25 protein-coding genes are annotated in these 21790 nt (G+C 36.1%); 15 read left to right on the forward strand and 10 right to left on the reverse strand.

Annotated elements, in window-relative coordinates; genetic code table 11:
* The first annotated feature begins 41 nt into the window (after positions 1-41).
* On the forward strand, positions 42-2171 hold the full coding sequence (locus tag Q0947_RS13090) for a S46 family peptidase (protein WP_299398453.1): 2130 nt from the start codon (positions 42-44) through the stop codon (positions 2169-2171).
* A gap of 68 nt (positions 2172-2239) precedes the next feature.
* Here Q0947_RS13090 and Q0947_RS13095 read toward each other — a convergent pair whose 3' ends face one another.
* Positions 2240-2710: a very short patch repair endonuclease gene (locus Q0947_RS13095; protein WP_299398455.1), complete on the reverse strand. Its 471-nt coding sequence runs from the start codon at positions 2708-2710 to the stop codon at positions 2240-2242.
* Between the two features lie 511 nt (positions 2711-3221).
* Positions 3222-4538, reverse strand: coding sequence for an adenosylhomocysteinase (ahcY, locus tag Q0947_RS13100; protein ID WP_299398458.1), 1317 nt, complete (start codon positions 4536-4538; stop codon positions 3222-3224).
* Between the two features lie 153 nt (positions 4539-4691).
* Between ahcY and Q0947_RS13105 the strand changes: the two genes are divergently transcribed.
* The 8 genes from Q0947_RS13105 to Q0947_RS13140 all read left to right on the forward strand — a co-directional run bounded on the left by Q0947_RS13105 (position 4692) and on the right by Q0947_RS13140 (position 12070).
* Positions 4692-5315, forward strand: a complete 624-nt coding sequence (locus Q0947_RS13105; protein WP_299398461.1) for a 4'-phosphopantetheinyl transferase superfamily protein — start codon at positions 4692-4694, stop codon at positions 5313-5315.
* Between the two features lie 70 nt (positions 5316-5385).
* Positions 5386-6132, forward strand: a complete 747-nt coding sequence (locus tag Q0947_RS13110) for a geranylgeranylglyceryl/heptaprenylglyceryl phosphate synthase (protein ID WP_299398464.1) — start codon at positions 5386-5388, stop codon at positions 6130-6132.
* A 22-nt stretch (positions 6133-6154) separates the two neighbouring features.
* Positions 6155-6415: a thiamine-binding protein gene (locus Q0947_RS13115; protein ID WP_133756656.1), complete on the forward strand. Its 261-nt coding sequence runs from the start codon at positions 6155-6157 to the stop codon at positions 6413-6415.
* Positions 6399-7031, forward strand: a complete 633-nt coding sequence (gene pnuC / locus Q0947_RS13120; protein WP_299398467.1) for a nicotinamide riboside transporter PnuC — start codon at positions 6399-6401, stop codon at positions 7029-7031. Before Q0947_RS13115 ends, pnuC begins: the two co-directional genes overlap by 17 nt.
* Positions 6992-7558 carry an ATP-binding protein gene (locus Q0947_RS13125; RefSeq protein WP_299398469.1) on the forward strand — a complete coding sequence of 189 codons (567 nt, stop codon included), beginning with the start codon at positions 6992-6994 and terminating at the stop codon, positions 7556-7558. The genes pnuC and Q0947_RS13125 overlap by 40 nt, the downstream gene beginning before the upstream one ends.
* Positions 7555-9108, forward strand: coding sequence for a DUF4301 family protein (locus Q0947_RS13130; RefSeq protein ID WP_299398471.1), 1554 nt, complete (start codon positions 7555-7557; stop codon positions 9106-9108). Before Q0947_RS13125 ends, Q0947_RS13130 begins: the two co-directional genes overlap by 4 nt.
* 4 nt (positions 9109-9112) lie before the next feature.
* A complete protein-coding gene (arfB, locus tag Q0947_RS13135; RefSeq protein WP_299398473.1) occupies positions 9113-9517 on the forward strand; it encodes an alternative ribosome rescue aminoacyl-tRNA hydrolase ArfB in 405 nt (134 codons plus the stop codon).
* 330 nt (positions 9518-9847) lie between these two features.
* Entirely contained in the window at positions 9848-12070 is a 2223-nt protein-coding gene (locus Q0947_RS13140; RefSeq protein ID WP_299398476.1) for a TonB-dependent receptor, read from the forward strand.
* On the opposite strand, the gene Q0947_RS13145 is transcribed toward Q0947_RS13140, so the two are convergent.
* Positions 12067-12489, reverse strand: coding sequence for a hypothetical protein (locus Q0947_RS13145; RefSeq protein ID WP_299398478.1), 423 nt, complete (start codon positions 12487-12489; stop codon positions 12067-12069). The two genes, Q0947_RS13140 and Q0947_RS13145, sit on opposite strands and share 4 nt — an antisense overlap.
* A 152-nt stretch (positions 12490-12641) precedes the next feature.
* On the opposite strand from Q0947_RS13145, the gene greA reads away from it, so the two are divergent.
* Both greA and Q0947_RS13155 read left to right on the forward strand, forming a co-directional pair.
* The gene (greA, locus tag Q0947_RS13150) at positions 12642-13115 is read left to right on the forward strand and encodes a transcription elongation factor GreA (RefSeq protein WP_299398482.1); all 474 of its coding nucleotides are present in this window, start codon (positions 12642-12644) and stop codon (positions 13113-13115) included.
* A 152-nt stretch (positions 13116-13267) separates the two neighbouring features.
* Positions 13268-13657 (forward strand): HIT family protein, encoded by a 390-nt coding sequence (locus Q0947_RS13155; RefSeq protein WP_299398486.1) that lies wholly within the window; start codon positions 13268-13270, stop codon positions 13655-13657.
* On the opposite strand, the gene Q0947_RS13160 is transcribed toward Q0947_RS13155, so the two are convergent.
* Positions 13652-14014 carry a hypothetical protein gene (locus tag Q0947_RS13160; protein ID WP_299398489.1) on the reverse strand — a complete coding sequence of 121 codons (363 nt, stop codon included), beginning with the start codon at positions 14012-14014 and terminating at the stop codon, positions 13652-13654. The two genes, Q0947_RS13155 and Q0947_RS13160, sit on opposite strands and share 6 nt — an antisense overlap.
* A 9-nt stretch (positions 14015-14023) precedes the next feature.
* A complete protein-coding gene (locus Q0947_RS13165) occupies positions 14024-15175 on the reverse strand; it encodes a HAMP domain-containing sensor histidine kinase (RefSeq protein ID WP_299398492.1) in 1152 nt (383 codons plus the stop codon).
* Positions 15176-15356: 181 nt separating this feature from the next.
* On the opposite strand from Q0947_RS13165, the gene Q0947_RS13170 reads away from it, so the two are divergent.
* The 3 genes from Q0947_RS13170 (at position 15357) to aat (ending at position 17450) form a co-directional block, all read left to right on the forward strand.
* Positions 15357-16226, forward strand: coding sequence for a flavin reductase family protein (locus Q0947_RS13170; RefSeq protein ID WP_299398495.1), 870 nt, complete (start codon positions 15357-15359; stop codon positions 16224-16226).
* A gap of 73 nt (positions 16227-16299) precedes the next feature.
* Entirely contained in the window at positions 16300-16677 is a 378-nt protein-coding gene (locus Q0947_RS13175; RefSeq protein WP_299398498.1) for a DUF3127 domain-containing protein, read from the forward strand.
* Between the two features lie 131 nt (positions 16678-16808).
* The gene (aat, locus tag Q0947_RS13180; RefSeq protein ID WP_299398501.1) at positions 16809-17450 is read left to right on the forward strand and encodes a leucyl/phenylalanyl-tRNA--protein transferase; all 642 of its coding nucleotides are present in this window, start codon (positions 16809-16811) and stop codon (positions 17448-17450) included.
* A 23-nt stretch (positions 17451-17473) separates the two neighbouring features.
* Here aat and Q0947_RS13185 read toward each other — a convergent pair whose 3' ends face one another.
* The gene (locus tag Q0947_RS13185; protein ID WP_299398505.1) at positions 17474-18040 is read right to left on the reverse strand and encodes a DNA-3-methyladenine glycosylase I; all 567 of its coding nucleotides are present in this window, start codon (positions 18038-18040) and stop codon (positions 17474-17476) included.
* A gap of 89 nt (positions 18041-18129) precedes the next feature.
* Between Q0947_RS13185 and Q0947_RS13190 the strand changes: the two genes are divergently transcribed.
* Positions 18130-18750 (forward strand): thioredoxin family protein, encoded by a 621-nt coding sequence (locus Q0947_RS13190; RefSeq protein ID WP_299398508.1) that lies wholly within the window; start codon positions 18130-18132, stop codon positions 18748-18750.
* 93 nt (positions 18751-18843) lie between these two features.
* Here Q0947_RS13190 and Q0947_RS13195 read toward each other — a convergent pair whose 3' ends face one another.
* The 4 genes from Q0947_RS13195 to Q0947_RS13210 form a co-directional block, all read right to left on the reverse strand.
* Complete coding sequence (locus tag Q0947_RS13195; RefSeq protein ID WP_299398511.1) at positions 18844-19629, reverse strand: energy transducer TonB; 786 nt, start codon at positions 19627-19629, stop codon at positions 18844-18846.
* A gap of 223 nt (positions 19630-19852) precedes the next feature.
* Positions 19853-20548: a tRNA pseudouridine(55) synthase TruB gene (gene truB / locus Q0947_RS13200; RefSeq protein WP_299398514.1), complete on the reverse strand. Its 696-nt coding sequence runs from the start codon at positions 20546-20548 to the stop codon at positions 19853-19855.
* Positions 20548-21345 carry an undecaprenyl-diphosphate phosphatase gene (locus tag Q0947_RS13205; RefSeq protein WP_299398517.1) on the reverse strand — a complete coding sequence of 266 codons (798 nt, stop codon included), beginning with the start codon at positions 21343-21345 and terminating at the stop codon, positions 20548-20550. The genes truB and Q0947_RS13205 overlap by 1 nt, the downstream gene beginning before the upstream one ends.
* 68 nt (positions 21346-21413) lie before the next feature.
* Positions 21414-21683, reverse strand: coding sequence for a DUF3098 domain-containing protein (locus Q0947_RS13210; protein WP_299398521.1), 270 nt, complete (start codon positions 21681-21683; stop codon positions 21414-21416).
* Positions 21684-21790: the final 107 nt, after the last annotated feature.

Below are 21790 nucleotides of genomic sequence, written 5' to 3' on the forward strand. Positions count from 1 at the left end.
TTGCTTATATTTGACATCTTTTTTAAAACAAATTGTGAGATATGAAACTTATTAAATTTTTAGTTCTTTTTGTTACGCTTCAAGTTTCTGCCCAACAAGGAGGAATGTGGATTCCGTCCTTACTTCAGGGTATGAATGAAACTGAAATGCAAAGTCTTGGCAGTAAATTGACTGCAAAAGATATTTATGATGTTAATAATTCAAGTTTAAAAGATGCCATTGGGCATTTTAATGGCGGTTGTACCAGTGAGGTCATTTCGCCAAAAGGCTTGATTTTAACGAACCATCACTGTGGATTTAGTCAAATCCAATCGCATTCATCCTTAGAAAACGATTATCTGAAAAACGGATTTTGGGCCAAAACTCTTAGTGAAGAACTGCCTAACGAAGGATTGTTTGTTGAGTTTATCGTCAGAATAGAAGACGTTACAAAACAAGTTTTAGAAGGTGTTACTGCTGATATGTCAGACAGAGAGCAACAAGCCAAAAGAGGAAGTAACAGTACTGCCATTGAAAAAGCAGCAAAGAAAGAAGAGTGGCAAGACACTAAAATAAAAGCGTTTTACAAAGGCAACCAATATTTCCTTTTCGTTACGGAACGTTATGAAGATGTGAGATTGGTAGGCACGCCACCATCAAGTATTGGAAAGTTTGGATCTGATACTGATAACTGGGTGTGGCCACGTCATACAGGCGATTTCTCAATGTTTAGAATTTACGCCGATAAAAATAACCGTCCAGCAAAATATTCTAAGGATAACGTGCCGTTTACACCAAAACACTTCTTACCTGTTTCATTAGATGGAATTAGTGAAGATGATTTTACGATGGTTTTTGGGTTCCCAGGAACAACGGACGAATATTTGCCTGCCGTTGCAGTAGCGCAAACAGTAGAGAAAATCAATCCTAAAACTATTGCGATTAGAGAGGCTGCTTTAAAGGTGATTGATGCCAATATGAAAGCGGATGATCAAATCAGAATCCAATATGCTTCAAAACAAGCGCGTATCGCAAATGCATGGAAAAAATGGATTGGTGAGAATTTAGGAATTGAAAAAAGTGGTGCTATCGGCATTAAAAAAGCACAGGAAGCTGAATTCACAAAACAGTTAAAGGCTAAAGGATTGGATGGTAAATACGGACAGGTTTTACCAGAACTTGAACGTCTATACAATGAAATTGAAGATGTGAATGTGAAGCGTCGTAGTTTTATTGAGGTCTTTTTAAGAACTAATGAATTGACTCCTGTAATCTTTAATCTTGCGCAACTTGAAGGTGCAGCGGCTAATGGAGAAGAAACTTTTGAGAAACAAAGAGATGCTAATATAGGTCGATTAAAAGGTATTTATAAAGATTATAACGCTACTGTAGATAGAGGCGTTTTCGAATCTGTAATGCCTTTGTATACTGATAATGTTGATGCCACTATTTACGATAAAACTGCCTTTACTAACTTGGATAGTGCATTAAAAGTGTTGGAAGGTACTTCATCAGAAGTGTTAGAGAAATTAAATAATGATGCGGCATATCAATATTTAAAACCTTTTATCATTGAATTTTATACCGTTATAGAACCAAAATTCCAAGAGCTTAACCCGCAGATTAATGCGCTTGAGCAACAATACATGACCGCATTAATGGAAGTGTTGCCAGAGCAACGTTATTTCCCAGATGCTAACGGAACCTTGCGCGTTACCTACGGAAAGGTTAAAGGCTATGAGCCTAGAGATGCAGTATATTATGAGCCTGTAACCTATTTAGATGGTGTTATGGAGAAATATGTGCCTGGCGATTATGAATTTGATGTGCCTGAAAAATTACAGCAATTATATGCAGATAAAGATTTCGGTCAGTATGCAGATGCTTCAGGGAAAGTGCCAGTGAATTTTATCGGAACAAACCACACCACCGGAGGAAATTCTGGTAGTCCAGCAATTGATGCCCACGGAAACTTAGTCGGTTTAAATTTTGACCGTGTTTGGGAAGGTACGATGAGCGATATTTATTACGATCCAGAAATTTGTAGAAACATTATGGTCGATTTGCGCTATGTGTTGTTTATTGTTGATAAATACGCTGGTGCAAAACACTTAATTGATGAAATGACTTTGGTGCACCCAAAGACTAATAAAAAGTCTGGCAAAACTAAAAAAGCCAAGAAGAGCAAATAATTTGTGTTCTTAAAGAGGAAAGGCCCTTTCAATTGTTTGAAAGGGCTTTTTTTTATGTAATTACGCCATCAAGTATTTTCACCTGTGGCGATAAATACAAGAATGTCATTAACGCATCTGTCCAAGTCGTTTAAGATTTCCTTTGACCAAAACCGAAATACAGTATAGCCCATTTCAACTAGTTCTTGATTGACCTGTCTGTCGCGTTGCATGTTCCGTTCAATTTTGGGGATCCAAAATTTTCTATTGCTTTTAATGCTGTCTTTTCGCTCATCCCAATTGTAACCGTGCCAAAATTCGCTATCAATAAAAATGGCGAGTTTGTATTTCTTTATGGCGATATCCGGTTTGCCAGGTAATTGTTTGCTGTCTATACGATAGCGAATGTTTTTAGACCATAAGGCTTTCCTCAACAAAATTTCAGGTTTGGTGTTTTTACCACGAATTCGGCTCATTATTTTTGAGCGCTTTTTGGTGGTATAAAAACCAGATTCCTCGTTGAATCTTGGAACGATTATATTGGGTTCATCATAGGCCATAACACTATACAAGTTAGGGATTATTCAAGTGAATTGAAATGGCGCTGTAAATTTTAACATGCGTCTTGTAAATGCAATGCGTAAAGTTTGTCAGTTCGAGTGTCCTGAAAGCTTCGGGGATGATTTGATTGAGAAAGATAATGTCAATGCTTTCAGGATGTATCGAGAACTTGTTATTAGTACATTAAATGATTTATCACGCTTCTCGATACTATTTTCAATCACTGCCGTGCTTGAAAATCACTCGAAGTGACAGTAAGTAACGATTGTCAGTTCGAGTGTCCTGAAAGCTATGGGAATTGTTTTGGTTGAGAATTATTAAGTTGAAGCTTTCGGGATGTATCGAGAACTTTTTGCTAATTCATATCGAGTTTTTACACGCTTCTCGATACTATTTTCAATCACTGCCGTGCTTGAAAATCACTCGAAGTGACACTGTCTGTCAATATCATAAAAACAAAAAATCCCAAACATTACTGCTTGGGATTTTGAACTTATATTTTAAGGATTATTAGTATCTGTAGTATTCTGGTTTGTAAGGACCTTCAACCGCAACTCCAATATATTCCGCTTGGTCTTCACGTAATTCAGTCAATTCAACTCCAATTTTTTCTAAGTGTAATTTAGCTACTTTTTCATCCAAATGCTTCGGCAACATATATACTTTATTCTCGTAAGCATCTCTGTTGGTCCACAATTCTATTTGTGCTAAAGTTTGGTTCGTAAATGAGTTACTCATTACAAAACTTGGGTGACCAGTAGCACATCCTAAGTTCACCAATCGGCCTTCAGCCAAAATAATAATGTCTTTTCCGTTGATGGTATATTTATCAACTTGTGGTTTAATTTCAACTTTAGTATCACCGTAGTTTTTATTCAACCAAGACATTTCGATTTCATTATCGAAGTGACCAATATTACAAACAACAGTTTTATCTTTCATCATTTCAAAGTGCTTCCCTTGAACGATGTCTTTATTTCCGGTAGTCGTAATGACGATATCAGCATTAGCAACAACAGTCTCTAATTTTTTAACTTCAAAACCGTCCATCGCTGCTTGCAATGCACAAATTGGGTCGATTTCAGTGACGGTTACAATACTTCCAGCACCTTTAAAAGATGCAGCTGTACCTTTACCAACATCACCATAACCACAAACTACAACACGTTTACCCGCCAACATTAAGTCAGTCGCACGACGTACAGCATCTACTGCACTCTCGCGACAACCGTATTTGTTGTCAAATTTAGATTTCGTTACAGAATCATTTACGTTGATTGCAGGCATAGATAAAGTGCCATTTTTCATACGCTCATAAAGTCTGTGAACACCTGTAGTTGTTTCTTCAGAAAGTCCGTTAATGCCTTCCATCAACTCAGGATATTTATCAAATACCATGTTGGTCAAATCGCCACCATCATCTAAAATCATGTTTAATGGCTTTCTGTCTTCACCAAAAAACAAGGTTTGCTCAATACACCAGTTAAACTCTTCCTCAGTCATACCTTTCCAAGCGTACACAGGAATTCCAGCTTCAGCAATTGCCGCTGCTGCTTGATCTTGAGTAGAGAAAATATTACAAGAACTCCATGTTACTTCGGCACCAAGAGCAATTAAGGTTTCAATCAACACCGCCGTTTGAATGGTCATATGCAAACATCCTGCAATACGAGCACCTTTAAGAGGTTGAGAATCGCCATATTCTTCACGTAGGCTCATCAACCCTGGCATTTCGGCTTCAGCTAGTTCAATTTCTTTTCTTCCCCAAGCCGCAAGTGACATGTCTTTGACTTTATAAGGTACGTAAGGCACTGTTTTAGTATTCATCTGTAATATTTTTTTTTGGATTCAATAAATGCAATCCTGTAATTCTCACATTTCTAAACACACGTGGTTGTTTAAAGAATTACATAATTGTATATTTGTTTCTATTATTCGTTTTGCGACTGCAAAGATAATTAATAACTTCGAGAAACTTAAATGCCATTATATAAAACCCTTACTCCAAATTCACAAACTACTGTTAAAATCTGGAAAATTACGGAAAGCTATGAGGCACTACTTCAGACACTCACGCTAAGAGACGAAAGTATGAGGCGTGTGTTGGGCATGAAAAGTGAGCTTCACCAACGCGGATTTTTAAGTGTGCGACATCTTTTGGCGGAATTTGGATATACAGACGCCGATTTATATTATGACGAAAATGGCAAACCACATCTAAAAGACGGTAAGTTCATCTCTATCACCCATTCATTCACATTTTCTGGAGTTATTGTAAGCGACACTGTGGTTGGTATTGATATCGAAAAACAACGTCAAAAAATAGGGGTTATCGCTCATAAGTTTATTGGTTATGAATTTGATTATTTAGTGAGTTCTGCTGAAGATTACATCAATAAACTGACTGTTATCTGGTGTATAAAAGAATCACTTTATAAATTATTTGCAACGCCGGGAATGTTATTTAGAGAACATTTTTTGGTCATTCCTTTTATGGTGAAGGATGAAGAGACCATTGCGTGGATTGATTATAACGATAAAAAATACAGATATGAAACCCGTTTCTTTGAATTTGAAGGTTTTACCTGTGCTTATGTGTGTTGATTAATGTAGTAGTCGCCAGAAGATAAAAATCTATAAATGCTCACACTCAGATGTTTTAGAGCGAAAAAATATGCCTGTAGTTGTGAATAATCAAAAAGAAGTTTTTCAAAATATTGATGCCTCCATTACCAGAGGTGAGCGACTTTTGGCAATCCTGATAGATCCAGATAAAATGGAACTTGAAAGGGTTTCAGATTTCATGTCCAAAGTGAAAGCATCCATTGCTACCCATATTTTTGTAGGCGGTAGTACGGTTGACCCTTTTAAAACGGATGAATTAATACAAAAGCTGAAAGGCTTAACAGAATTGCCAATCGTCATTTTTCCTGGAGATGTTTCGCAATTGTCGTCACACGCAGATGCGTTGTTGTTTCTGTCTTTAGTGTCCGGAAGAAATCCTGAGTATTTAATTGGAAAGCAAATTGAAGCGGTTTCAGTATTAAGAACCATGAATATTGAGACAATTCCAACAGGTTATTTACTCATAGAAAATGGTAAAGAAACTGCTGTAGAACGCGTCACCAAAACGAAACCGTTATCCCGACATGACATTCAGCATATTGTTGATACTGCTGTAGCATCGCAATTGTTGGGTATGAAATGCATTTATTTGGAAGCAGGAAGCGGCGCGATAGAGCCTATTACTGCAGATATTATTCAAGCGGTAAAAGAAGAATTGACCATCCCGTTAATTATTGGCGGAGGCATTACTTCTAAACAACAACTCGACAATGCGTATGATGCTGGAGCAGATTTGGTAGTGATTGGAACAGCATTTGAAGAAAATGCATCATTCTTTGAAGAATTAAACATATAATTTTGAACTAAATTAGAGTCTAATGAAAATATCAGTGGAATTAACCTTAACGCCTTTACATGATGACTATGAACCGAGCATCATTCATTTTATAAAGAAACTAAGAGCGTCAGGACTTACGGTTTTAGAGAATCCTTTAAGTACTCAAGTGTATGGTGATTATGATGAGGTAATGCAGCTGCTGACTACTGAGATTAAAGAAGCGTTTACACTCATTGAGCGCGGATTGCTTTATATGAAAATCGTTAAATCTGACCGACACGACTATGAGCCTCATTTTTGATTTTCTTTTTGGTCAATATTCCGGTTACGATACCATGGATATTGCTCTAGAAATAGTAGCGGTTATATTTGGGTTTCTTTCCGTATGGTGCTCCAAGCAAAATAATATTTGGGTGTTTCCAACAGGGATGATCAGTACGAGTATTTTCGTCTATTTACTGTTAAAATGGGAACTGTTGGGAGATATGATGATCAACGCATATTATTTTATTATGAGCGTTTATGGTTGGTATATTTGGACAAGAAAAGTAGATGCAGATCATGTGACCCCAATTTCAAAAACAACTGCTTGGGAACATAAAATGAGCGGTATTATCTTTTTGGCAACCCTTGGATTTGTGTTTGTTGTTTACAAATCCTTTGACAAATGGACCAGTTGGATGGCGTATGTAGACACATTGACTACGGCGATATTTTTTGTGGGAATGTGGCTCATGGCACGACGTAAAGTTGAGAATTGGATCTATTGGATTGTAGGAGACCTCATTTCAATCCCTCTTTATTTTTACAAAGGATTTACATTTACGAGTATACAGTATTTCGGATTTACGATTATTGCAATTTATGGATATTTAGCATGGAAGAAAAGCTTAGACAAAACCCCTCAGATTGCATAAAAGTGGTCTTGTTTGGTCCGGAATCAACTGGGAAAAGCACCTTGGCGAAGCAATTGGCACTACATTATAATACCGTTTTTGTGCCTGAATATTCGCGAATATATGCCGAAGCGCAGTTATTAGTTAGTAAAACGCTCACCAAAAATGATGTGTTGCCTATTGCTGAAGGACAAATGCAACTTGAAAATGAAGCGGCTCCTAAAGCTCATAAACTACTTATTTGCGATACAGATTTATTGGAAACCAAAGTCTATTCTGAATCTTATTATGACGGATTTTGTGATCCTATGTTAGAAAAATTTGCGATTGAAAATACATACGATCTCTATTTTTTGACTTATATTGATATTCCTTGGGAAGCGGATGATTTACGAGATAGACCCAATGATAGGGAGGTCATGTTTGAAGCATTTGAAAGTGCTTTGAAAAAATATAATAGGCCTTACGTAGTGTTGAAAGGATCTATGGAAGAACGTTTTAAAACCGCCAAAGACCACATTGATGAACTTTTAAAATTGAAAGTGTGAAATTTACAGATAAAGATATTTTACAGATTGAAAATAAGGGACTGACCTTGGCTAAGATGAAATCGCAATTGGAGTTATTTGAAAGCGGTACTCCATTTGCTGATCTTACAGCTGCTGCAACTGTGGGTCACGGTATTGTTGAATGTTCTGAGGACGAAAAAAATAAATACATCCATCGCTTCGAAGAACAAAGGAATAATGTTTCCATAGCGAAATTTGTACCTGCATCAGGGGCGGCAACGCGCATGTTCAAATCACTTTTTAGATTTATTGAAGAATTTGTTCCTGAAAACGAAACGATAAATTCCTTTATCAATAGAACTAAAGATGCAGATTTATCGTTGTTTTTCGTAGGACTTGAAAAACTTCCTTTTTATGATAAAGTACTCGAAAAATTAAAAGAGTTTTATCCTAATTATGAATCATGGTCAAATGACAAACAGAAATTATTATTTGCCAAAACGATGTTAGATGAAGATAAAATGAATTATGGTTTTTATCCGAAGGGACTATTGCCATTTCATAAATATAAAGATCATTTAGCGACTGCCTTTGAAGAGCACCTATTTGATGGAGCACTTTATGCATCTACAAATAAGTCCACATTCTTGCATTTTACAATCTCAGAACGCCACAAGGAAATGTTTGAAGAGGAGTTTGAAAAGCTTCAAAATATTGTAGAATCTAAAACCAATACCACATTTAAGATTGCTTTTTCATATCAGAAAGAATCTACAGATACAATAGCGGTGACTCCAAAAAATGAACCTTTTAGAGAAGATAATGGGGAATTGACATTCAGACCTTCAGGACATGGAGCGCTTTTAGAGAATCTAAATCAATTGGATACTGATGTCATTTTTATCACAAACATTGACAATGTTGTGGTTTATAAATATGAAGATAAGGTTGCTGAATATAAGAAAATGTTAGCTGGAATGTTGCTTGAGAAGCAGCATCAGGTATTTAAGTATTTGGAGGTTTTAGAACGTGGCGAACTTTCAGAACAAGATCTTATTGAGATTGCTGAATTTTTAGCGAATCAGTTAAACGTGGTCATTAGTACTGAGTTTGAAAAATATTCCAAAAAATATCAAATCGAATATCTTTTTGATAAATTAAATCGACCAATGCGCATTTGTGGGATGGTAAAAAATGAAGGTGAGCCTGGAGGTGGGCCATTTTGGGTAAAGAATGAAAGCGGACAAATATCACTTCAAATTATAGAATCGGCTCAAATCGATAAGGATAATAAAAACCAAACAAAAATTCTTGAAAGTGCCACACATTTTAATCCTGTCGATTTAGTTTGCGGTATTAAGAATTACAAAGGTGAAGTTTTTGATTTGCAAAAATTCACTGACCCAAAGACTGCTTTTATCACTATGAAAACTAAGGCAGGCAAGGACTTGAAAGCTTTGGAGCTTCCTGGACTTTGGAATGGGAGTATGGCCTTCTGGAATACTGTTTTTGTTGAGGTGCCACTGATTACCTTCAATCCAGTGAAAACCGTTACCGATTTATTGAAACCTACACATCAGATAAAATAGAACCATGAATAAAGACATTTTACAATCAGAGCTTCAATTTAAAGCCGTTAGAAGCTCTGGCGCTGGAGGTCAAAATGTCAATAAGGTAGCGTCTAAAGTGGAGCTCATTTTCGATTTGGAGAATTCTATGGGCTTGACTGATGAGGAGAAGCTTCTGCTGAATAAAACTATCGCTAACCGACTTACTAAAGAGAATGTGCTTTTGTTGCAGTGTGAAGAAAGTAGAAGTCAGCATAAGAATAAAGAACTTGTGATTCAGCGTTTTTTCGAACTACTAAAGGATGGGTTGATTATTCCAAAAAAGCGCGTTCCTACTAAAACCCCTAAAGCAGTGGTAAAAAAACGATTGAAGCTAAAGCGAAAAGTGTCCGATAAAAAGTCCAATAGAAAGCCCCCTGAAATTGAATAAATCAATTTCTTATTTGATTTTATTCAGAGGGGTTTGGAGTTCATGAGGTTAAGTTGATTCGCCTTAAACAGATTTAAAAATTCTTCGTTTTTGATTTTTAATTCTCTTTTCATTCCTATCTTTGCACCGTTCTCAAAAAAGGGGTGCCTAGAAACGGCTGAGATCATACCCAATGAACCTAGAACAGGTAATGCTGTTTAGGGAATGGCGATAATCGTCAATTAGTTTTAAAAAGTAAATTTCGATTTTCGGAAGGGTTTGATAAAACTGAAAACAAACAATTACTAACAAGAATAATGACCTCTTTTTATTCGATTATAATCTAATCGTGTGAAAAATTTATTCAATTTTCTACAAGTCCTTTTAAGGCAAAAATTCCAATCTTTTATTTTATGTTCGTTAGCCCTTGGTATTGCTGGGCATGCTCAAGAAAAAGTTAAAGATTCAACAGTTGTTGAAAAGCTTGACGAAGTTCTTGTTAAAGCCGTTCGCGTTGAAGCCTCTTCACCAATTACCCACTCAAACATATCCAAGGTAGAGCTTGCAAAACGTAACTTAGGACAGGATATTCCTGTGTTGTTAGGTTATTTACCTTCTGTCGTTTCTACCACTGATGCGGGCGCGGGCGTTGGTTATACGTACATCAGAGTGCGCGGTATCAATGCGCAATCTACCAACGTGACCATCAATGGTATTCCTTATAATGATGCCGAATCTCTTGGTACGTTTTGGGTGAATTTAAATGATTTCGCATCTTCCGTAGAAAGTTTGCAATTGCAACGCGGTGTAGGCACATCTTCTAACGGTTCGGGAGCATTTGGAGCCAGCATTAACGTGCTTACGGATGCTATTTCTGACGAAGCCAACGGAGAGATTTCTAACAGTTTTGGTAGTTTCAATACCCGAAAGCATACGGTAAAATTCAGTACGGGTAAATTAAATGATCATTTTGAAATCGCAGGGCGTTTATCAAACATAAAATCTGATGGCTATATTGATCGTGCGTCTTCTGATTTAAAATCCTATTTCTTACAAGGTGCTTATGTTGATGACAACACGTTGATTAAAGCCATCACTTTTGGAGGGAAAGAAGTTACCTATCAATCATGGAATGGTTTGGAAGATTTAGACCTACTTAAAAATGACCGAACATTCAATACCGCAGGAATGTATACCGATCAAAATGGGGTCACTCAATTCTACGATAATGAAGTAGATAATTACCGTCAAGATCATTACCAATTACATTGGAATGAACGTTTTTCTAACCAATGGTCTACCAATATCGCCTTAAATTACACTAAGGGTAGTGGTTATTTTGAACAGTATAAAGACGATCAGGATTTTGAAGATTATGATCTTGATCCGATAACTGTTGATGGTGAGCTTATCTCGTCTACAGATTTAATTAGACGCCGTTGGTTGGATAATGACTTTTATGTCCTGAATGCGAATGCCAATTACAAGAATAATGCTATCAATATGACTTTTGGAGGATCATATAGTACGTATGATGGTGATCATTTTGGTGAAATTATCTGGGCACAATACCCAAGTAATAGTAATATAAGAGATCGTTATTATGATGGCAACGGAAAGAAAAACGACTTCAGTGTATTTTCCAAAGCAACTTATAGATTGAATGACAAAGTAAGTGTTTATGGCGATTTACAATTGCGTTTGGTGGATTATAAAACTACGGGATTAAATTCTGATAGAGCACCTTTTAATATCGATGAAAATTACACGTTTTTCAATCCGAAGGCAGGAATTACCTATAAAGTGAACGATGCTAATAACCTTTATTTTTCTTACGCAAGAGCAAACAGAGAGCCTAATAGAGATGATTTTGAAAATAATGACGTCGTAAAACCAGAACAACTTAATGATTTTGAATTGGGTTGGAGACATACTGATAAAGCGTTCAGGTTTAATGTGAATGCGTATTATATGTTGTACAATGAGCAATTGGTGTTAACTGGAAATATTGATAAATCTGGAAATCCAATCCGTACCAATAGTGGCGATAGTTACCGTTTAGGTTTGGAAATAGAAGCAGCAATTATGTTGAGTAAGCAATTTTCAGTACAACCTAATTTGACGTTGAGCTCTAATAAAAACAAGGAAACTATTACGTCACTTGATGGTCAATTGGTCAACTTAGGTAAAACTAACATTTCGTTTTCACCAGAAGTTGTTGCTGCAAATGCATTCGTTTTTCAGCCTAATGATAATTTCCAGATGTCTTTATTGAGCAAGTATGTGGGCGATCAATATATGGGGAATACAGATTCTGAAGGCTCAAAACTAAAAAGTTATTTTGTAAATGATTTCAATATCACTTATGAAATTCCAATGCGAAGTGTTTTCAAAAGCATCGTATTATCTGGGTTGGTGAACAATATCTTTAATGAAAAGTATGTTTCCAATGGCTATTACTATACCTATGATGATGACTTCTCTGTTCCAGGAGAAATTACAACAATTGAAGGTGCTGGATATTATCCGCAAGCCACCACTAATTTCTTAGTAGGAGCAACCTTGAAGTTTTAATTGGTAATAATAAGGGTGTTTCCGGATAAGCTTACGCGGTATTCCTTAAGTCCGCAAGGTAATTGGGTACCAATGGAACCACCTGTAAATAAGCTATAAGTATTGGCGTCATTGCAACCACAAACTGCATTGGCGCCATTTATTTTTAGTAATGAACATGAGCTTTGTTCATGATTAGGATCTGCGGCATCCCAAGCTCGGTAACTACCGCCTACGTTAGTAACGATAACACCTTTATTGCCTTGATTGGGCACATAAGCTGAATTGCTCGTATATTGTAAATGACTGTATTGTGGAAGATTCATATTTACAGAGGCATTCACCTGAGCATTGACCAAAAACTTGCAATTCTCGTTGCTATTATTACTGCTACAGGCTGTTAAGAAAATGATGCTTATAAATAAAAAAAAGTGTTTCATCGGATAAAAATTGAGATGCAATTTACAACAATCTTAAAATTGAAGTAAATATTTTGTATATTTGTTGATATCTCGTGCAAGCGGGATTTTTTTTATGCTGTTTCCCACAACGGGGTTTCAGCATATTTTATATACAGTAAAACGAAAGAATTATGAGTAAAGTATCTTATTACACTGCAGAAGGATTAAAGAAATTGAGGGATGAACTCAGTTATTTAAAAGACGTAGAGCGTCCAAAAGCGTCACAAGCGATTGGTGAAGCAAGAGATAAGGGCGATTTAAGTGAAAATGCTGAATATGATGCAGCCAAAGAAGCTCAGGGCATGTTGGAAATGAAAATATCCAAACTTGAGGAAACATTGTCGAATGCACGATTGATTGATGAATCGCAATTAGACAGTTCCAAAGCTTTGGTGCTTTCTAAAGTTAAAATAAGAAACCAAACTAATGGTATGGAAATGACCTATACTTTGGTGGCTGATGGTGAAGCAGATTTGGCTTCAGGCAAAATCTCTGTAAATTCTCCTATTGGGAAAGGCCTTTTGGGTAAATCCGTAGGTGAAGTAGCAGATATTCAAGTGCCAAATGGTATCATCAAATTTGACGTCTTAGAAATATCAAGATAAATAGAAGTTGAAACCTGTAGTTCAGGTGAATCGGAATCTATAAAAATGTTCTGAAATAACTCTAAAAATATAAACGGTAACATTCCTGTTAAGATGCTATCTAACAGGAATTTTCTTTTTATATTTATGAACAATAGAGAAAATAAATAAAGATGGCATCCATATTTACAAAAATAGTGAATGGTGAAATTCCATGCTACAAAGTTGCTGAAACAAAAGATTATCTAGCATTTTTAGATGTAAATCCAAATACACAAGGCCATACGCTTTGTATTCCTAAAATTGAAGTAGACCAATTGTTCGACTTGGATGAGCCAACTTATATTGGTTTAATGGAATTCTCAAGGAGTGTTGCCATCGCTTTAAAAAAGGCTGTGCCTTGCAAGCGTGTGGGTATGTCCGTTGTAGGTTTGGAAGTGCCTCACGTTCACGTGCATCTCATTCCGTTGCATACCATGGAAGACATCCGTTTTACAAGCAAAGTGAGTTTGGAAAAGGAAGAATTTGAAGCGATTGCCAAGAAAATATCCGACCGCTTATAAATTTATTGTATCAAAAATTCCTAAAAAGAAAAGCGTAACTACTATCAGAAGAATAGCTAAGGCTAAAATCAAAACCCAAGACATGGTTTTTAGTTTAAACGATGTTGGTTTTGGTGATGAAGCGCGTTGTTGATATTCAAAAACCCTTTCAATATCATCCGTCCATCGTGCTGGAAAAATTGGAGTTTCACACACTTTGCAAAATAAGGAATGAGCCGTTTCTTTTGAAATCGCTCTATAAAAAGAATTTTCAATAAAACGCTGTTTAAAAGTCAATTGCAATCCATCTCTGGAATAACATTCGGGACAATTATTGTTTAATTCGACCTCCCTCAACGTGAAAAATTTTTCTTCCATGGGCCAAATTTACGCAATTAATTTTAATGAAATTTCCATGGTTGTGCCTTTATTGATTTCTGAATGCAGCACTTTTATTTTACCATCGTGATAATCTTCGACAATTCGTTTTGCTAAAGAAAGTCCTAATCCCCAACCGCGTTTTTTACTCGTAAAACCAGGTTCGAAAATTTTAGAATACAAACTTTTTGGAAGTCCTTTTCCTGAGTCTGTTACGGTAATTTTGACGTGCTTATCGTGTTCTGATACGGTCACTTTCAAATCGCCTTTACCTCTCATCGCATCAATCGCGTTTTTCACTAAATTTTCAATGGTCCAACTATATAATTGTGGATTGAGAGCAACATAAATTGGATGTTCAGGCGCATGGATTTCAAAATTGATCAAATCACTGGAACGCGCTTTTAAATATTCGTAAGAATCGACGGTTTCCTGAACAATATCCGCTTTTTTAAGTGTGGGAACGGAACCAATTTTGCTGAACCGTTCAGTGATGGTCTGAAGGCGCGAAATATCTTTTTCAATTTCCAAAAGATACGACGGATTGACATCTTCCGAACGTAATATTTCGGTCCATCCCACTAAAGAAGATAATGGTGTGCCTATTTGATGCGCTGTTTCCTTTGCCATTCCGGTCCATAATTTGTTTTGTTCGGCTGTTTTAGTACTGCGATAGAAAAAGTAAACCACTGCAGCAAACAATACAATAATAAGTAATAATGCTAAAGGATAGTATTTGAGTTTATTGATGAGCGGAGAGTTTCCGTAGTAAATAGTGTAATAAATCTCTTTATCAAAGTAGACATCAATGGGATTATTTTCACTCTTAAATTTTTCGATGAGATTGTTGACTTTAACAGAATCCTCTACTTGCTTTTTGTCAATATTATTATAGGTTCCTAAGCTTCCATCTTTATAAATGGCCAACATTGGAGTGGTGTTGTTGCTTCCTAATATTTTTAAGGTAAGATCTACATTTTCATCGGTGTCAGATTTTAATAATTCAGATTGAGCAAAAGACCAATTTTGCATTTTGATGCGTTCTTCGGCCTTAAAATTTTGGAAAAAGATATAGGTATTCCACAGAATTAAAGAAATAATGATAAAAGACGAAGAAATAATAATCCACCGTAAAATATTTCGGTTCATAGTGTAAGACATCAATGCATTAGTTATTTTAAATATACTTAAAGAAATCAGCAAATGGGAAAACTTTTAAGCTATAATTTTAGAACGCTATTTAAGTAATGTAATTATGTTGATATTATTGTTTGATTCTTGCCCAAATTCATTTTTATAGGTTTAACAATATGGTTACATTTGCATCTCATAATATTTTTAGATGATAACATTTGATCCTAAAGACCTCTCTACGGGTAAATTACATGGCTATTTATTGAGTGCAGTGGCGCCAAGACCAATAGCGTTTGCAAGTACAGTAGATGAGGATGGGAATCCGAATTTATCGCCTTTTAGTTTCTTTAATGTGTTTAGCGCTAACCCGCCAATCCTCATTTTTTCGCCTGCAAGACGGGTAAGGGATAATAGTGTGAAGCATACGTTAGACAATGTGGAAGCTACAAAAGAGGTGGTGATTAATGTTGTTAATTATGATTTGGTACACCAAGCTTCTTTAAGTAGTACGGAGTATGCAAAAGGCGTTAACGAATTTGAAAAGGCTGGGTTGACCATGTTGCGTTCAGATCTTGTAAAACCATTTAGAGTTGCAGAATCGCCAATTCAAATGGAGTGCAAGGTTAATGAAATAATCAAATTAGGGACCGAAGGTGGTGCTGGTAATTTGGTGATCTGTGAAGTTGTAAAGATTCATATTTCTAGAGATGTTTTGGATGAGAACCAAGTAATCAATCAAGAAAAATTGGATTTGGTGGCGAGAGCTGGCGGAAGTTATTACAACCGTGCTAAAAATGGTTTTTTTCAAATTCCAAAACCATTGCAAACACTTGGTATAGGAATTGATGCAATGCCAGAAGAGATTAAGAACAGTATGATTTTTACTGGGAATGATTTAGGAATGTTGGGTAATGTTGAAGCCCTTCCAACTGCTGAAGCCATTTCTGAATTTGTAAAAAATATTGGAGAACATCATGGGAACATTAAAGAGATGACCCATAGAGAAAAGCACAAAATGGCGCAGAATTATCTGAGTTATGGCGATGTTGACAGTGCGTGGAAGTTGTTGCTTTCTTAATGGAATTATAAAGCACGCTTCACAATAAGTAGAATAAAGAATAGTAATTAGAATAGAAATAAAAAATAGTCAAATGGAAGTACAAGGAAAAATCAAAATGGTAGGAGAAACCCAAACTTTTGGAAGCAATGGGTTCAGAAAAAGAGAAGTGGTAGTGACTACAGAAGAGCAATATCCTCAGCATATAATGGTAGAGTTCGTACAAGATAAGACAGATTTGTTAAACAACTACCAAGTTGGTCAGAATGTAAAAGTGAGCATCAATTTGAGAGGTAGAGAATGGGTAAACCCACAAGGTGAAACTAAATACTTTAACTCTATCCAAGGATGGCGTATTGAAAGCGTACAAGAAGATGCTTCTGGTGGTGGAATGCCTCCTGTTGCTCCTGCTCAAGCGTTTCAACCAGCAAACGATTTAAACGAAGAAGATCACGACGATCTACCGTTCTAAATCATAAGAAATTCACTTTCCTGAACATTGAGCTTGTTGAGATGTTCGGAAGTAGAAAAATTATAAAAAACCTCAATGCTATAAACGTTGAGGTTTTTTTGTGATATTTAACATTGAAAAAGATTAATTGAATGGTTTTACTTTCAGATAAACTCGAGTTTCCAGATGTGTCCAAAGCTTCTTCAGAAGGCTTGTTGGCAATTGGTGGCGATTTGTCTGTAGAACGGCTATTACTTGCTTATAAAAGTGGCATTTTTCCTTGGTTTGATGACGATGAGGTCATTTTATGGTGGTCTCCAAACCCTAGATTTGTGTTGTTTCCTGACCGATTAAAAGTCTCCAAAAGTATGCGCCAAATACTAAGGAACAAAGATTTTACCGTCACCGTTAATAAGGCTTTTGAGGCGGTTATTACGGAATGTTCTAATGCATATCGACCAGGCCAAGCGGGCACGTGGATTACGGATGATATGATTGCTGCTTACACAAAACTCCATCATCTTGGATATGCAAAATCTGTTGAAGTCTGGCAAAACAACCAATTAGTTGGCGGTTTGTATGGCGTGGATTTGGGGAATGGTGTTTTTTGTGGCGAAAGTATGTTTGCAAAAGTTAGCAATGCGAGCAAAGTGGCGTTTATCACTTTTATTCAAAATTCGAATTATAAATTGATTGATTGTCAAGTGTACACCAATCATTTAGAAAGTTTGGGCGCAGAGGAAATTGAGCGTAAGGAGTTTTTAAATTTTCTTGGTGGAAATCATGAATACTGAAATCAAAAAATAAAATGTTCTGATTATTGAATTTCGTTATATCTAAAACAATTCACCTCATGATCATTGACCATTCCTGTAGCCTGCATGTGCGCATAAATAACTGTGGAGCCCACAAACTTAAACCCTCGTTTTTTTAAATCTTTACTAATGGCGTCACTCAATGCTGTAGTTGGCGGTGCTTCCTTATAGTTTTTGACCTCATTTTTTATTGGTTTTCCATCAACAAAACCCCAAATATATTTAGAGAAAGAGCCAAATTCCTCTTGAACTTTTATAAATGCCTGTGCGTTGGTTACTGCCGAATGTACCTTTAATTTGTTTCTGATAATGCCTGCATCTTGAAGCAGACTGTCTATTTTATCCTGTTTGTAGGTTGCTATTTTCTTATAATCAAAATTATCAAAGGCAGCTCTGAAATTTTCCCTTTTTCGTAAAATGGTTATCCAACTTAAACCTGCTTGAAAGGTTTCCAAAATTAAAAATTCAAAAAGCGTGGCATCATCTTTAACAGGAACTCCCCATTCTGTATCATGATAATGCTCATAAAGCGCATCACCTTTACACCAACCACATCTCTGTTTTCCCATTTTGTAAGGTATTTTGTTTAATGCTACTAATGTAACAACTGTTGCTCAAGAATGTTACAAATTGAGTTAAATTTGATAAAATTATAGTTATGGATACATTTACACAAAACATCAATAGCGTCTTAAAAGCCAGTATAAATAAGAGTATGTCTTACGCTGCATACCGTTCATTAATGAGCGAGTTAGTAGAAAATAAGTCCACTACAGGTCTGGATAAAAGTGAGAACCTTGTAGGTTACACCGCATTAAATGAGCAACGTATGAAACGTTGGGATAAGACTCTGAAAGTTTCAGCTGAAGATCAAGTAAAAATTTCAGCATTTAAGGAAGATGTGACGTGGTTGGTACTTACGGAGAGTTGGTGCGGCGATGCGGCACACGTTATTCCTGTAATCAACAAAGTAGCCGAATTAAACCCTAATATCGATTTGAAATTGGTGTTACGTGACGAAAATGATGAATTAATGCAACTGTTTTTGACTAATGGAGGGAAATCAATTCCTAAATTGATCATGATTGATAATCTTTCAGGTGAAGTTCTGAATACTTTTGGGCCAAGACCAACTGGTGCGACTCATTTGATTGAAGCTTATATTAAAGAGCACGGTGGAATCACTGAAGAGCTTAAAGAACTCTTACAAGGATGGTACAATAAAGATAAAGGGCAAAATACAATTGCCGACTTATTGATTGTTTTAGGAGTTTCCTAGAATTCAATTTAAAACTTGAAGAGCTAAAAAAGGAGTTTTAACCTTCCACATGGAGGTGAGAATTCCTTTTTTTAATTGTGCTTAATGCCGATGTTAATTCTTTCCTTTGAAATAGTAGGTTATAGAACCAATCTGTTTTGCTTTAGAGGCATCTGGACTAAAGCGCGCCTCATTTGCATATTGTAAGGCACTATCCACTAAACAGGCGTTTTTTGATGTAGAAGCGTTGTTTACGTAGGCATCGATGACTTCCCCAGAAGCGTTGACCGTAATATTAATGACCACTTTTCCACTGTCCTCGCATAAATATACGGGCGGTGGCAAATGTTTGTCTTTGCGATTTACTAAACTATAGGAGACACTACTGTTAGTGTTAACAGAAGAATTATTAGCTAATTTATTGGTAGAATTATTTCCGTTTGATTTCGCAGATTCACGCTTCTTTGCAGAGCGCATTGCAATGACATTATTGATTTTACTGTATGATGAAAGTTCGTTTTCAGTAATCGAATGGTCTTCTACGGATGTTGTGTTTTTGACATCTGTAACTTCTTCCGGGGTTTCAGTGTCTTCGGTTTCTGTTTGTTTAGAATCTTCGTTCTGTTCATTGGTGTTCACCGACTTAAAATTCTTCATGATTTCCTTAAAATCATTGGCAGAATTATACGCTTTGTTGGTTTCGGAAATATTAGGATCATTCATAGCCATTTCCTCCAGAATCTTTTGTTCCTCGGGCGTTGGAGGTGGCGGTAATTCATAATAACTTTCAGCCACTACATCTGCATGTTTTTTAATGCCAATGGCAAACATAGCAAGGACGAGTGTGCCACTGATGAGTGTGGTTATGATTAGAGCTTTATGTTTTTCTATAAATTCCAAAGAAGATTTTTTATAAAGTTTTAATGTGCTGCATGAATATATACGTCAAAATAGGGAAAAAAGATCGAAAAACCATAAACGGTAAATAGACACAAAAGCTAGCGAGCTTCTGTTCATAGTTGATGTTGATGCGTTTTCTGTTGAAATCTAGAGTTCTTAGTTTCAAATTTATAAACTTGACATCAATGGTTCAATGACCAACCCTAAGTTTAATGAGCAATAATTATTCCGAAGGCAGCGCTTCTATGAAGTTTTCAACACTTACTGCATTAGTTACGTCAAAATCTCCAATTTTAGTGCGTCTCAAGGCCGATAAATGAGCGCCAGAATGTAGTGCTTTTCCAAAATCGTTTGCCAAAGATCTAATATAGGTGCCTTTGCTACATACTACTCTAAAATCGACTTCTAAATTGTCAATACGTGTGATTTCAAATTCTGAAATATGTACTTGTCGTGACGGAATGTCTACAGCTTCGCCAGCTCTAGCAAATTCGTACAGACGTTTTCCATCTTGTTTGAGTGCAGAAAAAACTGGTGGGAACTGGGAAATTTCACCAATAAATTCTTGAGTAGCATTACGAATTAATTCTTCAGTTAAATGTTCTGTAGGAAAAGTTTGATCAACTTCTGTTTCTAAATCGTAGGAAGGTGTTGTACTCCCAAGAACGATAGTTCCGGTATATTCCTTGATTTGAGCTTGAAAACTATCAATATTTTTGGTCATTTTGCCCGTGCAAATCACTAATAAGCCAGTTGCCAAAGGATCTAAAGTTCCTGCATGTCCAACTTTTATTTTTTTGATATTGAAGGCGCGCCTAATTTCCCAACGCAATTTGTTAACCACTTGGAAAGAAGTCCAATGAAGCGGCTTGTTAATTAATAAAACTTGTCCAGACAGATACTCTTCAGATGTTACCATTAGTTGTTATAAAGTGAAAAGATAATTGCAATTAACCCAACAACTACGCAGTAAATTGCGAAGTAGGTCAGTTTGCTTTTTTTAACGAGTTGAATCATCCACGTACAAGCGAATAGTCCTGAAATGAAAGCTGCTATAAAACCAACTAATAAAGGTAGGGAAGCCGAACTTTCAAAAGATATTTCGCCACTTAAAGCGTCTTTTGCCATTTTACCTAAGATTAATGGAACGACCATCAAAAACGAAAAACGTGCGGCTTTGCTTTTGTCATTACCTAAAATAACTGATGTTGAAATCGTTGCCCCAGAACGTGAAATTCCAGGTAACATTGCAATCGCTTGAGAAATACCTATCACAAATGCATTGCTGAAACTTACTTTTTTGTCAGTGTCTTTCGCTTTATCCGCTAAAAATAAAAGCACTGCTGTAACTAATAACATACAGCCTACAAACAGAATATTTCCGCCAAAAAGTGATTCTAATTCTTCTTCAAAAAACAACCCGATAAACACGGCAGGAATCATGGATAGCACAATTTTAGCAGCAAATTGGAGGTCGTCATTCCATTCAAATTTGAAAATTCCTTTAAGAAGACTCCAAATATCTTTTCTAAACACAACAATGGTGCTTAATGCCGTCGCAAAGTGAAGTACAACTGTAAAAAGTAAACTTTCTTTAGGTTCAAAATTGTCGCCTAAAATTGCTTTTCCAATCTCTAAATGGCCGCTGGAAGATACAGGTAAGAATTCTGTAAGACCTTGTACTATGCCTAAAATTATAGCTTCTAATAAATCCATAAGGTAGTTGGGTGTGTATTTTGAGATTCCAAATTTATGAAATCAGGAAAATAGTTATAGTGGAAAGATTATGCCTTTGGAGATTCGTCCTTATTCGGGTTGAGTAAAATGGCATATATCTGAACGCCAAATCCTATTAACACTAATGTTGGTGCCAAACGGATACGTCTCCAATTGAAAATCTCAGGATTAAAAACATTGGGATCATCACTACCACCACCTGACATTAGGATGAAGCCAAGTGCTATTATACCCAAGCCAATAAGCATGAATTTGTAGTTTTTCTTCCCGAAAATAAAATTGTTATTAGCGCTTTGTTTGCGTTTTTTTTCTCCCATGACAATTGCAATAATAATAGGATGCAAATTAACGGTTTTATTTAAAACTTTTCGTTAATAGTATCTAAATACTTGGGTTTTACCGAGAATTTCGAAAATTCAGAAAT

This window comes from uncultured Gelidibacter sp., assembly GCF_947500795.1.
Taxonomy (GTDB): Bacteria; Bacteroidota; Bacteroidia; order Flavobacteriales; family Flavobacteriaceae; genus Gelidibacter.